Source organism: Cytobacillus sp. FSL H8-0458 (genome assembly GCF_038002165.1).
Taxonomy (GTDB): domain Bacteria; phylum Bacillota; class Bacilli; order Bacillales; family Cytobacillaceae; genus Cytobacillus.
In genome coordinates this window covers 1,349,428-1,364,892 of sequence record NZ_JBBOBR010000001.1, presented here as the reverse complement: position 1 = coordinate 1,364,892, position 15,465 = coordinate 1,349,428, and the positions used below count along the sequence as shown (strand labels likewise).

Sequence of the window (15,465 nt, the reverse complement as noted above, 5' to 3'; positions counted from 1 at the left end):
TTTATTTCCCCCTCCGCTGACGCTCTTCTGTTAAACCTTCAACTTCATATGTTTTCTCATTTACTATTACCCCAAAGCTTTCATTTGCCTGTGCAGCAGTGATATAGCCATTTTTCACATCCTGGGCTACTTGATCTGCAGGGCGTTTATATGGGTCTCCATAGCCGCCGCCTGTAGCGGTTACTAATTTAACGACATCACCTTTATTCAGCGGATACCTAGGATATATTCCAAATGGACCATCTACATCCCCGTCGGCTTTTTCAATATACACCTCATTCGCTGAACCGTCTTCGCCATCCTTCATTCCCCAAGGAACAAACTTATTACGTCCAAATGTTACGGACACCATTTGGTTATCACTTAAAGCTTTATAGGAACGAATGACACCAGAACCGCCTAGATATTCCCCTGCTCCAGCACCATCTGTATGAAGGCTGTACTCGTCAACCATTACACCATACCTTGTTTCTGCAACTTCCACCGGGACATTATAGGTTTCTCCATCACCAATACAGAATTGTCCTCTGGCACCGTCCTGACCTTCAGAAGCACCCCAGCCTCCAACTGATGGTTCAACAATTAAGAAAGGTTCGTTTGTATCCTGATGCTGCCCTGATAAGACAACTGAACAAACAGATAATAAATGTCCCGCATTAAGCCTATGGGGAACAACAGGAGCAAGAGCTTTCCATATCAGATCTGCTCCTGCCAGCATACTCTCCCAATAGATTGACACAGGTGCAGGACGTTCGGCCGAAAGAACAGATCCCTTATCCGTAATAACTTCTAATGGGCGGAAAACTCCATCATTCGCATCTTGCGAAGGATTTGTAATCGCAAGGAAAATCGTTCGTACGGCAGAGACCAGTGCTGTATAAGAACAGTTAACAGGGCCTGGAACCTGAGGATGGCTGCCTCTAAAATCTGCAACGAATTTATCATCTGTTATGGTTACTTTAACTTTTATCTTGAAAGGGCCATTTCCAAAACCATCATCATCAATAAACCCTTCTGCGTTAAAAGTACCTTTTGGTAGTTTACTTAGTTCCTGACGTGCAAGCTGTTCTCCATGATCAAGAAGATAATCTACTGAAGATAAAAATAATTCTTTCCCATGCTTTTCACATAATTCCTTGACTCGTTTTTCACCTGTTTTCAGTGCTGCAACCTGTGCCCACATGTCCCCTAAAGATAATTCAGGAAAACGCACATTGGCTTCAATGATATCGACAATCGCCTGATTTATTTCACCTTCATTAAAAAGTTTTACACTCGGAAATTGTAAGCCTTCCTGAAAAATATCTGTAGCGTCGTTACTGAAGGAACCTGGATCTTTTCCGCCTACTTCTGTCCAATGTGCTTTATTGGCCGAAAAAGCAACAATTTCCCCATCAAAGAATATTGGCATGACCAGTCCAACATCCGAAAGGTGTGAACCGCCACCACCATATGAGTCGTTAATGATAATGATATCGCCCTCTTTTAACTTTCCATCTCCAAACTTCTTGAGTGTTTGCTTAACCATGTCAGAAAGCATCCCGATAAATCCGGTTACACCATTTCCTTGTGTCAAAAGCTGCCCCTTCGCATCAGTCAGGCCGCTGGCATAATCCAATACTTCGTATATAATCGGGCTCATTGAGGTTTTAGCAAGGGCAATAAACATCTCATCTCCAATAGCAACCAGTGAGTCTTTCACAATCTCAAGTGTAAATGGATCTACTTTACTCCGAACAATCTGTGTCATTTATTCCACCCCTGTTTCAATGATTAAATTCCCATACTCATCTACAGTTAAGGATTGATCAGGATAGATAACTGTAGAAGCAGACGGTTCCTCTACAATGGCAGGTCCAGAAATTTTCATGCCTTGGCCAAATAAACTGCGGAAGTAGACCTTCGTTTCAACCCATCCGCTGCCTTCGAAATAGACTGGACGAGTTTCTTTGTAAGCCTCTTGCGCATCGCTGCTTGTAGAGGTTAATCTTTTTAGTTCAGGCTTTAATACCTTTCCGAATGCTGTTAGGTGCAGGTTGACAATCTCTGTCGGAGTCCCTTCAAGCTTAAATGTGTAATGCTGTTCGTGCAGATCTCCAAAGCGTTCAACTACTTCTGAGATGGTTTCTTCAGACCATTCCCCATTCGGAACAGGAACCTTCACAGTGTGTTCTTGACCTAGATAGCGGATATCCGCAAATCTTGTAAATAGCACATCATCTTCTGAAACTCCCTCTTCTTGATATTGCTTTAGTGCTTGAGTTTCGATTGAATTCCACTCTTTATTTAGTTCACTAGGATCTAATTGATTTAATCTTCTTATATATGTCTGGATATAATCATGCCTTAAGTCAGTCATGAGCATGCCCCATGCTGAAAATACGGAGGAAGCAACTGGAACAATAACCTTCTTAACACCAAGCTCTTTAGCCAGTGCCGGTGCATGCATCGATCCTCCACCGCCAAAAGCGACCAGCGAGAATTCACGAGGGTTATGGCCCTTTCGAACTGAAATAAGTTTCAATGCATTCAGCATATTGGAGTTTGCTATTCGAATAATGCCTAATGCAGCATCCTCAACAGACATGCCAAAATGATCGGCAACCTTCTCTTTAATGGCAGCCTTCACCTTATCCAAATCTACTTCATAATCAAAGTTTTCTGGTGAAAGTCTTCCAGTAATCAGGTTCGCGTCAGTGGTTGTTGGCTCAGTACCACCTTGACCGTAGGCAACCGGTCCAGGCAAAGCACCTGCAGATTGAGGACCAACCTTTAAAGAGCCCGCTCCATCTATCCATGCAATAGAACCGCCGCCATTTCCAATCTCAACGATATCAACAACCGGCACTTTTATTGGATAGCCAGCACTGCGCTCATTTTTTTCAATGAAATAATCAGTAGAAACCTTTACCTCTCCCTGATTAATCAGTGAGCACTTTGCTGTAGTCCCGCCGATATCAAAGGCAATAATATTCTTCTCATCCAGGATTTCACCGAGTACAGCTGCCCCATAAATCCCCGCAACAGGTCCAGACTCTACCATATTAATAGGCGTTTGCTTTGCACTATTGAAGGTAGTTGTACCGCCATTTGACTGCATAATGTAATTTTGACTATCAGTCTCGTTTTCTATTAATTTATTATGTAACCGGTTCACATAGGATGCAGCAATTGGCTTTACATAGGAATTAAGAACCGTCGTACTAGTTCGCTCATATTCCCGCCATTCTTTTGTTACCTCATGTGATGCCGTGACAGCCACTTCTGGCCACAGCTCTTTTACCATATTCACTGTCTCAATTTCATGAACTGGATTTACATAGGAATGTAAATAGGCAACAGCTATCGCTTCTACTTCTTGTTCCTTGAAATAGTGAATAATCTCTTTTAATCTTTCCTTATTTAACGAAGACAGCACTTCTCCCTTATAGTTTAAGCGCTCTTCTACTTCCTGGCGTAAGTACCGCTCAACAAATGGAACCGGCTTTTGATACCTGACATTAAATAAATCAGGACGATTTCCACGTGCAATCTCCAGTACATCCCTGAAGCCTTTAGTTGTAATTAGACCTGTCTTTACACCTTTTCGTTCAGTAAGGGCATTAATAATAACAGTAGTGCCATGAATAAAAGTCTGGATAGCAGTTTGATCTATCCCGCTTTTCTCAATAACATCGATAACCCCCTTTTCAAAATTGGGAGGTGTGGTATGGCTTTTGGCAACCCCAATCTCACCTTCTTCATTGACATAAACCAGGTCAGTAAAAGTTCCGCCAATATCAGTAGCTACACGCATGATACTCCACCTTTCTGTATTTATAGATTTATTTATAAAGGCCAATTAAAAAATAACTGGCGTTAAAACACAAAGTAATCTTGATTCTTCGCTTATCGGATTTTCAACTGTGTGCGGGTAGGTAGATGGAAAATGAATGGAATCACCTTCCCGGATAACGTATTCCTTACCATCTACGTGAAAAATAACAAGGCCCTTTAATACGTAATAATATTCCTCGCCTGCGTGGCCAAATTGCTGTGTCTGTTTTTGGTTGGGTGCTAATGTAACCAAAAGCGGCTCCAGGCTTCTCCCTGGAAAATCACCATTCACTCGCACATAAGTAAATTCCGACCCCTTGATATTAAATGGCTTATGCTCGCTGGACTTCACCATAAAATTCTGATTCGGTTTCTCATCTTCGAAAAACTCAGAAATTTTAACATTCAGTGCATCCGCTATTTTTTTCAATGAAGTAATAGCCAGGGAAGTTGTTCCCCTCTCGACTTGAGAAAGAAAACTGATTGATAAATCAGTACGTTCACTTAATTCTTTTAAGGTATAGCCATTCTGAAGCCTTAAATCTTTAATTTTCTTGTAAATTTCATCCATAATGAACTCCTTTGAAGCCGAACTGTAAAATTATTGTATTAGTGTAAATTAATTTAAGTATTACTGTAATTAAGAGTATGATAGCATATAAATTTTTGAATTGAAAGAAAATTTTTAATTGATCAACAAAAATTTCAGATACACACTTTATGATTCAAAAAAAAGCGTCAGACCCATTTGAATAGGCCTGACGCTAATCACTTTACTTTCTAATAGATTCTCTTCCAGCTAAGTTTTCTATTCCCTTAAAACTGCTATTCCTTGTAAATGGGCTATTGGGGCATTGTCATTCTGCCGATCGAGCTTATGTCCCGGTTTAATCTTCGACCTCAATTAAAAATATTTTCTCTTTAAACCCACCGCGCTCTTCAGCCTTCTGTTTCCTCAATTCTTCCACCTTCTCAATCGATGCCCCATGAGTCTCAGCAAGTGCATGTATGATTTCAAGCAAATCGGCTAATTCCTCAAGTGCTTCTTCGTGATTATCCGCGTTCATATATTCTTCCAGTTCTTCGAAACTCTTTCTCCTAAATTCTTTAATGAATTCTGACTTATTAAGAGTCTTTGTAGAATACCTTTTACCTGTTCTTTCAATGATTTCAGGGATGCGATCACGAACTAGTTTGTTGTAAGTAGGCATTTATAATCCTCACCTTTATAGAATTGGCAGCATAAATATTATTATTGTGCACGATCTAGCATCTCAATCAAATCTTTAAAAACAGCAGACAAATTTCTTTGTAATGTTTCAAAGGGAACAGTTTTTTGATCACCTTCACCTATCAAATAAACTTCTCTGTTATCTTTATTAATTTTTATCAAAACATTCTTAATCCTATATTCCTCAATCTTAGTAGCCACATCAAGATTAGCTGAGTCAAGTTCAATAAATATCCTGTCTGAGATCCTTCTAAGCATTCTCCATAGTGTTTTTTCTTCCTTCGATTTCATAAACAACTCAGGAAGCTCGGTGGACTCCTTCAGATTGCTTAATGTGGTATGCATATATTCAGCAATACCATATCCAACAGGTTTAATGATTGGGTTACAGTTGATCCAATGCTCCACTTCAAATTGCATGTATTCATCATTTCCTGATTTCACAGGTCTAATATCTTTAACCCTGCCATAACAAATGACTCCATTATGTTCTAATACACCATTCTTCACATATAGAGCTACATGCTTGGTCTCTTGCCATCCCGCTTTTAATTTTTCAACCAGAATACCATAGTGGCCCGTCTGTTTGCAGCTAATATATTCCTCACGATCTCTAACAAGTCCGACAAGAACTTTCTCGTCAAGACTAGAGTTCCAATCTTCAAGTGTACCCCTTGGTAAAATTCCTTCCTGCTGGATTTCTTCAGGGCTTTTTTCAATAAGCCTCTCCACGAATCTCTCGACTAGATCCGTTGCATTCGGAAGAATAGGCAGCCCTCCGATATTGACTTTATCGATGCTTTTATAGAAATGATGATCCTGGTAAAGCTCTTCATTGAACCATGGAAAAAGCACATACGCTCCAAAAGCGGTTCTTTCATATGGCCCATTGATATATGCAACAATAGAATCCCGATAACGGTGCATGGTGTTAATGTCGTCCTCAAGTGGTCCTGGTTGTTTATATCGGTTTTGATAATAGCTTCCTTCCTGGGCATAGTCAATCCGATACTTGGCATCAAATACGTAATTATAGGTAAAATCTTTCCCCTTTTTAGCGATGCTGAGCATGGTATCGGGCTTTTGAGGAATGGTTGGCAAACCGCTCTCATACTTTTGGTAGGTTAGAATAATGTCTTCTTTGGTAAATGGGTGTTTGTATTTTCTTGTCGCAGATCGATTGGTCTGAAGATTTACAAACAGTCCTTCACGGTTTACCTGGATTATGTCCTGGCTCACAAGCTGATACTTTTTATCAAGGATTTGGCCCAGCTTCAAGAATGTCCAATATTCATAAAGTGTAGCAACATCTTTCACTGACATTTGATAAAGCTTTCCTTGAAGCATTAATCCCTTGGACACGGTCAGATAGATTTGGAAAGCATCCCGATAGCCTGGTGCCATCTGCAGAACTAAACTAAGAATTGAGCGATCCAGCTTCTTTATTCCCTTCCAAAAAGGAGTTTTCAGCTTACCCTCCAATTGCTTAATCATTTCGAGTATCTTATCTAAAAGATCAGCATCAGGCTCTACTTCCCATCTGGTGTTTCTATTTCTTAATGTCTCCAGCAAATCATAAAGCTTATGAGAGACCCGCTGCATCATCCATTTCACATATCGATTTTCTAATGTATCAAAGGTAAGTTCCTTTTTAACTCGGAGACCTTCGGTTGGCATGAGTGTTTTGTTATTAATATGGATGCCATTTGAAACCTCTGTAAATAGATGAGGTCTTTTTTGCAAATAGCTCCTGCTTCTAGTGTCCAGCTTATTTAATTGGTCTCCCCTAACCTTTTCATACGTTTTCTGAAGAAGGTGATGTGGCTGCATTTCAATGCGATTAACAGCCTGAATGAACTGATCAAAATGCTTGCTAATCAAACGGTAAAATTCACTTCTGGATGGTTTGCCGTGGAGCTTCACTCTAGCTCCTAAATAGGTTTTCCGGATAAAATGAAAGGCAAGATTATAAACTTCATCGTTAACTTCTTCCAGCAGCTTTTTATAATCACTTTTGTAGTCTAGCTTTGCTGGGAAAATCTCTAACGTTACCTCTAGTAGCTTTTTGCTGCCGTCTCTAATTTCAAAGGTCGTTAATCCCACTTCATTCTGGAATTGTAGGTTTCCCATTAACATATAAGTGTTTGGGATTTCCACTTTAGATATTGATTGCCTTAAACCAGGATGCTCATGATAAAAGGATAAGTCTCTGCTTGTTTTAGGTATGACAATAACCTGATAAACGCCATTTTCGAAAAAGATAGGCCTTAATTGAGTAGATTGCTGCAGCAGCTGTGTTTCAATATCATAGATTAATACCTGATTTACAAAATCCCCATGAACAGAAAACTGCATGACATCATGCCTATCCATTGCACGATACTGTTTTAACCCTTCATATCTCTCATGATACGGTTTTCCTTTCATCACAAGAGTGAAATCATCTGTTTCAATCTTAACCAATTCAACTTCGTTACGAGATCCAGAAGGATGTAAAGCCATCCGCTTGTAACCTCCTAAGCATCTCAATCACTTTTCGAGCGCTCTTAGGATAAATAGCACTTTGTTCATCGAACTGAGATTGCTCATCCTCCTGATACTCATTATTTGTAAATAGTAGATATAACTCCCTCAGCAGCTGATCAATTCTTGAGTCACTCCCAGAGAGACGAGGCAGGATCTTCTGGAGGATACAATGATCAAATGCCTCCTCAAAGGACATTAGAGCACCTTCTTTGTTATAGGCGAGATAGAAACAAATCTCATCCCTAACACGGTACCCAATATGTGCATTAATAAGACGAAGACTCTTATTAATCCTTACCAGCTCACTTGTAGCCTTTTCAATAATCTCTGTATCTACCTTGTACAGATCCTTTAAGTGCAGATATTTTGAGGCAAGCTGACTCTGACCTATTTCCAATGGATCTATGTCTTCAAGATCCTGGAGAAAAATTAAATTATCCAGCTCAACTCGATTAAACTCAATTGTATTAGCACGGTCTAACACCTTTTTACTAAAAGGGTGCGTCGTTTCATCCATATTAACGGTTCCAATAACATAAAGATTATCAGGAAGTGTGACCTCTTCTTTTGCGACCTCCTCCGATAATAAAGTGGAAGAAACAACCTTTCCATCCTCCCACCTTCTACTCTCCATCACACTGAGAATATCACTGAAGTAATATTCAACTCGCGCCAAATTCATCTCATCTAAAAGAACATAGAAAGGCAAATCTGGATGCTCTTGGGCTGCTTTAATCGCTTTGGTTAATGGTCCTTCTTTAAAATCTCCTTTAATATCTACGAATCCTAATAGATCTGATCCATCACTCCAGTCAGGTCGGACAGGGATCAATGTAAACTGTCCATTTTTCTCTGTAGCCCCTAAACTCTCGGCAAACCATTGAACCATTTTGGTTTTACCTGTTCCAGAGATACCTGAAAGAATCACAAAGGGTTTGGTTTTTAGAGATAGGAATAAATTGATGACTTCTTCTTTTGGGTAATAGAAGCCTTTGCTTTTTATGTAAGAGTAAATGTGATTGATTATATCCTTAGAAGGTAAATACATATTCGATTTTTCTTTTACCACTTGTTTCTCACCTTGGAGGAGCTTATTATCATATCCTGTTCCCTCATTAATCGAGATATAATTCTCATAAATATGTATCATTTCTTGTAAATCATTTAGGATGACAGTTTCTTCAGGCATATGTTCTGCGGCATAATGAATGTAAGCTGCAGTTGATAATGCATAATCCCTTGCCTTTCTGCTCTCGCCCAAGATAATTTGGTCGTCTACCTTTACCTTGCTAGATGACGGAATAGATTCTCTAATCTTTGCTTTTATTCTTGACATTTCTTCCTTCGAAGTTTCTGTAACACCTTGAGCTAAAGTAAGATAAACACTTTGCATATCCTCACTGAACAGATAAACAATGTAATAGCCACGTTGGGTAGAAACGGTAATTTTGCGATTCATGATGGCTATCCAAGGGACAGAAGCCCAGCCCCCTTGTCCTACTGAACCTGTTACAACGTACTCAGACGGATCTATAAAAGGGAGGTTATTAATTTCTGCAGTAACATCTTTTCTAACAAATGGGCCAAGTGAATGACCTCCGAAGGGTTCTCTTTTTACGGATAGATATTGATTCATTATTCTAATTAGTTTTTCTCTTAGGTTACTAGACATTACCTGCTCCTTAATATTTAAAGTTTCAAAAAAATTATCAGTAGGATTCCAGTTGTTATCAATTAAATTTGTGCTTTGTAACCACATTAAAAGATTATTAGTTCTTTCTTTAGCTACCGATTCTACCATTAGGTTATCGCCTCGGGAATTTCGTACAATCAACATTCCAAGTTCTTCAAGAGCAATTTTTTTGTCTCTTTTTGATAGATTTCTTAATAGGTCCAAGCAAATTAATGCAACTCTAAAATAACCCTGATTAATGATTCTCCTTTTAATAAAACCTTCTTTATCATCAGTATCTTTATAAGCTTCAATCTGACTTATATTCATTTCATTAAATTCATTAACAAAGCCCAATAATCTTGCATCCTGCCGTGCTCTCGACTTAACTCTATATAAGTTCCCATCAACTTGGTTGCTTAGGGTTTTAGGATCATACTTACCAATAATAACTTCCTCTAAGAAGGCCTTTACTTTGTCGTACTGCTCATTAGGTAAATCATCTGTCTTAAATTCCTTTAACCTTATTGCAGTCTTATTTTCTTGAGAAGTTACCTCCACAAACGGAAATTGAGCAAAGTATGACATGATAAACGAACTTCTTCCTCTTACTTTCACAAAATCATTCGCAGTGGCTATACTTCTACTTATAAACTCTTCCCATCCTTGTAAAATAAAATTGTGACTAACTTCTTCAGAAGGAGACGGTCTTTCACCTCTTTTGTATTTTTCTCTAGATGACTCTGTTTCAACATGTATACCATTAATGTCAACAGCGGTAATTTGATTAATTTTTTGTGCATTCAAGGTTTTTATGTATTTAATTCTGTTGGCAAGTTCGATAACAACTTTCTCAATCATTTCCCCACTCCATTTACAATTAACTCCAATTATTTATATGATAGCATAATAAAAAGCCATTCAAAAAAAATGAATGACTCTTTAAAGGAATAATACATTTTGCTTGTTTAATATCTAAATGCATCCACTTTAGAATAAAAAAGAAAATCCGAATACTTTTAAACTCTTATATATATTTTGATAATCTAATTACAAATAAAATCGATTAGAATTGCATAACTTTTATCCTGGGATTTAAAATAGCTTGCTACATTAGCACAAGCAGTTTTGAAGTTAGAGGGTAGGTACCTTTTTTGATTTTAATCATTATAATTATTACGAATATGTCTTGATTTAATCACCTTTTTAGCATCCTATATATCATATAATATTATCTAAAAAAATATTTAAACATCTAATCTGTCACCAAGATGTGACCATTTTTTTGTTTTCTTTTGTTTTCTAATGAGATTAAAAATTAATTGAGGGGGTCAGCAAACCTCCTCTTCATCTTTATAAAAAGATATCAAATTATCAGCAATTGTTGGGGATAAATCATCGATTTCCATGCTAATAGTGTCCCTTATTTTTTCATCTTTACTTGATTCCGTACTTCGTTGAAACCAATACTTTACTGCTCCCCAAATAAGGTTAACATGCAGCATCCCCTGGAATAAATTTTCTTCCAACAAAACTTTTGCTTGAATTAACCTTTTCTGTGGACTTAATTTTACTTTCCCTGTATGGAAGTCTGATGATGATATTGTAACCCTTGCTCCTAGCTTTATAGTCAGCTTAGTCAAATAAAATTCACCTTTGACTTCCTTATTATAAAATGTTGAGTTGGTAAGGGCCTGATAAATTTTTTCGAGCAATTTAGACTTAATATACACATATTTATCGAGAATATTCTTACTTATTATTCTTCTATATATTAATTCATAATCACTTATATATTTAACAATACCCTCAGTAGCAGCTTTTTGTCCTAATTCAATTAATCCATTAAATCCTCTTATAATATCTTCTGACATATGGCTACTCCCAAGGTTCTCTTGGTGAATTTTTTCTAGTTCTAAAAAAAATGATTGTGGGTTTTCATCATGAAGTAAGTCAGTGATCCTCCCAACTATATTTTGTGCAAAGTGGCTATTTACTAACTTTCGGATCTCCTCTTTATAATTATTAAATACATCATTTATACTTTCTTTATTACTCTCTCTATATAAATCAAGCGCAAATATGTCATTTGGATTAATTCTATTTAAATTATTCTTCTTCCCGGTAAGAAAATTCATAAAAAACTCTTTATTTTTTTTTTTCAATTTCTGCATCTTTTAAATTATTTTTAATTATGTTTAATACATTTGAAATTGAATCTTTATATGCTGAAGGTCTGCACCTGGATTAAAAATATATACATAGTTATTCTCTTCATATGAAAATAACTCAGTTTTAAGCAAGTCTCTTGCAGTTAAAGTATAAAAAGTTTTATTATCTTCTATTCCTGTATGTTTAAATAAGAAAAATTCCTTTCTCGGTCTAAAAAAAGCATCAAATGCATACTCTTCGTTAATTTTAATAGCAGAGAAACCTGTTGCCTTTTCTAAATCCTTTCTAAATTTCGATTGAACGTATCCAACTCTAACAGGCTTGGCATCAAGCATACTGTGATCTAAAATTTTTGGTTGAATTATTAAATCTGCGCCTTACATATCCGCTGACCTCTCAAGTATCCAAAAACGATCGATTAAAATTTCCTTGGTTCTCGCTTCACCAATTACTCCATTATCCATACTTACAAAGCCACTCATTCTCTTCTCTTACCCCTTTCACCATAATTTCAACCAACTGGTTGTTAGTATTGATACAATATCAGAGAAAAATTTCAAAAAAGTCATTTTGATCTTATTTAATTCTCTATATAATATCTTCCATTCCAGCCTGTCTTAACACGGTATAAACACTATTAAATATATTATTTTGCGGCACATATACTATAAGTCCATCTCGACCTCTTGTCATTAAAACTCTATAACTATTCACTCTTAATCGATTCGGATCATCTACACCTTTTTGTGGCCTACCAACCTTTCCACAACCTCCCATCCCAAAGCATATCGTCTCCCCAGGAAATAATTGGTAGATCCAATTCTAAACCTTAACATCCAAATTCTGTAACCGTAGATGTAAAATTACAGCAGGATTCTTTACCCTTATCATTTCTGGGATTATTATACCAATCACCATAATTAAGGTACTTTTGGTAAGAGTTATTATTCCAAAAGACTTTAGTGTAAAATCTTTTGAAGAAGCTATTAATCCGTATCTCTCCTCCATAACTCCATCATATTTATCAATACAATTCCCTTCGCTTTATTTAGATCCCTAGTAATTAACAATTCAAAATTCTGTTTTTTAATCTCATTTGATAAATTTTTAGCCTTTGAAATATTAGAAGCCATTACTTCGTTTACCCAATCACTAACTTTTCCTGCTCGATGAGAACGTAGCGATACTTTTAAATCTAATTTATTTTTATTGTTATCATTGATACATTTTGTACTTTTGAAGTAATCTTCAATTTTTTCAGGACATAATACTTTCCAAGAAATCCTACTATTTTTTATAGCTTTAGTCCATTGTCCAATACCTTGTTCTTTCCTTTATGAATTTCTTGACCTTCGCCAACTAAAATGAGAAGAACACACCATTTTGTTTGCTCATCAATCATATTAATTACTAGTTCAGGCTGACTCATATCAATTATAATGTCATATTTTTCGTTAATTTTTTTTTCATCCCATGCTCTTTGTCCTTCATCAAATACTATTATATTTTTATTAAATGATTTATTTTCACTAATATAATAGTTAAATTTTTGAGCGTGCAGGTCATTTACAAAAACGTCACTTTCTAATGCTGATTGTAGGAACTTTACTAAAGGGCCATTTCCAGAAAAATAAATTGAGCCTACATTATTATCAGAACCATAATTATCATAAGTAAATTTTAATCCTAATAAAGTTTTACCTGCGCCAGGAGCCCCAGTAACGAGTGCAAGAATATGCTCATTTTTACACCAACCATACATATTTTATAGAATTAATGATAGCAAAAATCCATTACTAAATGGGAATTTTTTCTTATATTAAGATATAATAACGAAAAAATTATTTGGTACTAGTATAAGAGAATTATTCCTATGGACATAGTCACCAAAATCCGAAAGTAAAAAAAAAAATTTATTAATACAACATTTCGTACTTGCTCTTAATTGAATTCACAAGAGATATTATTACAAAATTTGCTATATCCAGAGAAGTTTATACTGCTTTATTTATTTAAGAACAATTATAGGATCCGATCAATTTGGTTAATGTGGAGATTTTGCAAAATTGTTTATTAATAGTAATTTAGATAAACGATTACGGAATTAATAAATCATTGAAGGTACATCCAAATGGATAACAGAGAAGCTATCCCCCTTATTCCCTACTTTATTACTACAAATTTCCACAAAAGAATTACAAAAATCCAAATTTTTTAAACAAAAACAAGATTTAATGTAATAAAATGGATTTGTAGGAAAAAAGGGGGGCTTACATTGGAACATATAAAAGGTATTATCTTTGATTTAGACGAGACATTAATTGATACAAAAAGCTTAAAGCAATTTCGAGACAGGGGGCAATGGAAATCATGTTATGAAAATGTAAAACATACTATTCACTTTGATAATGGAGAAATTTTACTGGATTATTTGTCTAAAAGTGATTTAAAAATCTCTATTGTCACTAACTCACCCAGAAAATATGCGGAAACTGTATTGAAATATCACAATATAAGTTATGAAATTTTAGTAGCCTACCATGATTGTAAACCAAGAAAACCCCATCCTGCTCCAATTTTTATGTGTGCTGAACAAATGGGTCACCCTTTAAAAAATATTATTGGAATAGGCGATGATATACGGGATATTACTGCATACAAAAATGCAGGAATTTATGCAATTGGTGTTAGTTGGGGCGTAAGTCCAGGAAGTGATTTGAAACTAGCTGGTGCAGATATAGTAGTTGATTCTCAGTGTGAAATAATAGATGTATTAAAGTCTTTTGGAGTAGGAGTGGATTATAATGTTAATTTATAATCAAGAAATTAATAACTATATATTTGATCTCGAACATTTTGATGTTAAATATTTCGAAGGGGAATATTTTGAGGTTTTTAAAAAATTTATTTCGGATAAAAATTGTTATGGATTATATAGAGATGATGACACATGGAATGTTATTGATAAAATACTAATTAAATCTTCAATTACTTTAATCCCAATTAACTATACCGATTACGAATCACCTTTCCACCCCATTTTAGAAATGGATTTAAAAATACTTCAAACAATGTTTTTTACAGAGCGGCAGGCTAACGTGATTAGGGCTCATAGTATTCATTTAAGTACTTTACTTTTCACTAATGATCAAAGCGAATTGGATAGATCTAAGTTGCCAGATTGCTATATTAATTCTCCGGAAACCCTAGAACTTTTTTTTACTGGCAAGTTAAGAGGTTATTTTAATGAATTATTAACTTGTAATTATAACTTTGAATTAGGTACAATCAATACTTTTAATTTATCACATGCTTTAAATAATGATATTAAAACCAAATTAATAAGTGGGGGAAGATACTTTACGTCAGCAGACACTCGGTTCCACATTCACCCCTTGACAAAAAAGATACTTGCTTTTAAAGATGGTTTAGGAGAGGGAATTGGAAATCAATTATCAACTATATTACGGAGCAACTTAAGTTTTGTAAAAAAGCACCAAGGTGATTTTAATTTGATAACCTCAGTTCCCGCAAAACCAGAGAGTATTGATCGCATAAGCATTTTATTAAATAATGAGAACCTTGCTGAATTTCGGCAATTTGTGGACTGTAACATCTTGTATGTAAATAGTAGTTATAAACAGCAAAAAGATGCTGGAGATTGGGATAGCCGTGCAGCAAACGTTAATGGGGTATTTAGCATAAAAAAAGAAATTAGCGGCCATGTAATACTTGTAGATGATATCGTTACAAGTGGTTCTACCGCTATGGAGTGCGTAAGAATGCTTGAAGAAGCTGGTGCTGAAAAAGTAACTATTATAGCTCTAGCCTCAATGCAATCAAGAGTAGAAAGCAATTCTGAATTACATATTTCTTGTAATGATACCTCATGTGAAGGAGATCTTAAATTAAGATTTAACTCAAGAGATGCTTCTCCCTTTTTTGGATGCGGGAAGTATCCGGAATGTCGGATGACTTTACCTTTCTTGTGTGGATGTGCCAAAATATCCTTAAGGGAAAGATTACGAACAGAATAAACCAGTATTAA

The 15,465-nt window shown here is 35.9% G+C and carries 13 protein-coding genes; 2 read left to right on the top strand and 11 right to left on the bottom strand.

The window, feature by feature from the left end; all coding sequences use genetic code 11:
- Nucleotide 1 precedes the first annotated feature (1 nt).
- The 11 genes from NYE23_RS06635 to NYE23_RS06595 all read right to left on the bottom strand — a co-directional run bounded on the left by NYE23_RS06635 (nt 2) and on the right by NYE23_RS06595 (nt 13,179).
- Complete coding sequence (locus tag NYE23_RS06635; protein WP_341076436.1) at nt 2–1,750, bottom strand: hydantoinase B/oxoprolinase family protein; 1,749 nt, start codon at nt 1,748–1,750, stop codon at nt 2–4.
- Nucleotides 1,751–3,796 carry a hydantoinase/oxoprolinase family protein gene (locus tag NYE23_RS06630; RefSeq protein ID WP_341076434.1) on the bottom strand — a complete coding sequence of 682 codons (2,046 nt, stop codon included), beginning with the start codon at nt 3,794–3,796 and terminating at the stop codon, nt 1,751–1,753. It abuts the gene before it with no gap.
- A gap of 45 nt (nt 3,797–3,841) precedes the next feature.
- Entirely contained in the window at nt 3,842–4,387 is a 546-nt protein-coding gene (locus tag NYE23_RS06625; protein ID WP_341076431.1) for a helix-turn-helix domain-containing protein, read from the bottom strand.
- 316 nt (nt 4,388–4,703) lie between these two features.
- Entirely contained in the window at nt 4,704–5,027 is a 324-nt protein-coding gene (locus tag NYE23_RS06620) for a nucleoside triphosphate pyrophosphohydrolase (RefSeq protein ID WP_341076430.1), read from the bottom strand.
- A 41-nt stretch (nt 5,028–5,068) separates the two neighbouring features.
- Nucleotides 5,069–7,549 (bottom strand): restriction endonuclease-like protein, encoded by a 2,481-nt coding sequence (locus NYE23_RS06615; RefSeq protein WP_341076427.1) that lies wholly within the window; start codon nt 7,547–7,549, stop codon nt 5,069–5,071.
- Entirely contained in the window at nt 7,521–10,106 is a 2,586-nt protein-coding gene (locus tag NYE23_RS06610; RefSeq protein ID WP_341076425.1) for an MrcB family domain-containing protein, read from the bottom strand. The genes NYE23_RS06615 and NYE23_RS06610 overlap by 29 nt, the downstream gene beginning before the upstream one ends.
- A gap of 470 nt (nt 10,107–10,576) precedes the next feature.
- Nucleotides 10,577–11,410 (bottom strand): hypothetical protein, encoded by an 834-nt coding sequence (locus NYE23_RS06605; protein WP_341076423.1) that lies wholly within the window; start codon nt 11,408–11,410, stop codon nt 10,577–10,579.
- Between the two features lie 33 nt (nt 11,411–11,443).
- Nucleotides 11,444–11,752, bottom strand: a complete 309-nt coding sequence (locus tag NYE23_RS06600) for a hypothetical protein (protein ID WP_341076421.1) — start codon at nt 11,750–11,752, stop codon at nt 11,444–11,446.
- A gap of 253 nt (nt 11,753–12,005) precedes the next feature.
- Entirely contained in the window at nt 12,006–12,194 is a 189-nt protein-coding gene (locus NYE23_RS25265) for a DNA/RNA helicase domain-containing protein (RefSeq protein ID WP_445662586.1), read from the bottom strand.
- A gap of 209 nt (nt 12,195–12,403) precedes the next feature.
- Entirely contained in the window at nt 12,404–12,670 is a 267-nt protein-coding gene (locus tag NYE23_RS25260) for a DNA/RNA helicase domain-containing protein (protein WP_445662610.1), read from the bottom strand.
- 41 nt (nt 12,671–12,711) lie between these two features.
- Nucleotides 12,712–13,179, bottom strand: a complete 468-nt coding sequence (locus NYE23_RS06595; protein ID WP_341076419.1) for a DNA/RNA helicase domain-containing protein — start codon at nt 13,177–13,179, stop codon at nt 12,712–12,714.
- Between the two features lie 513 nt (nt 13,180–13,692).
- Between NYE23_RS06595 and NYE23_RS06590 the strand changes: the two genes are divergently transcribed.
- Nucleotides 13,693–14,235 (top strand): HAD family hydrolase, encoded by a 543-nt coding sequence (locus tag NYE23_RS06590; RefSeq protein ID WP_341076417.1) that lies wholly within the window; start codon nt 13,693–13,695, stop codon nt 14,233–14,235.
- Nucleotides 14,222–15,454 carry a ComF family protein gene (locus tag NYE23_RS06585; RefSeq protein WP_341076414.1) on the top strand — a complete coding sequence of 411 codons (1,233 nt, stop codon included), beginning with the start codon at nt 14,222–14,224 and terminating at the stop codon, nt 15,452–15,454. The genes NYE23_RS06590 and NYE23_RS06585 overlap by 14 nt, the downstream gene beginning before the upstream one ends.
- Nucleotides 15,455–15,465 lie beyond the last annotated feature (11 nt).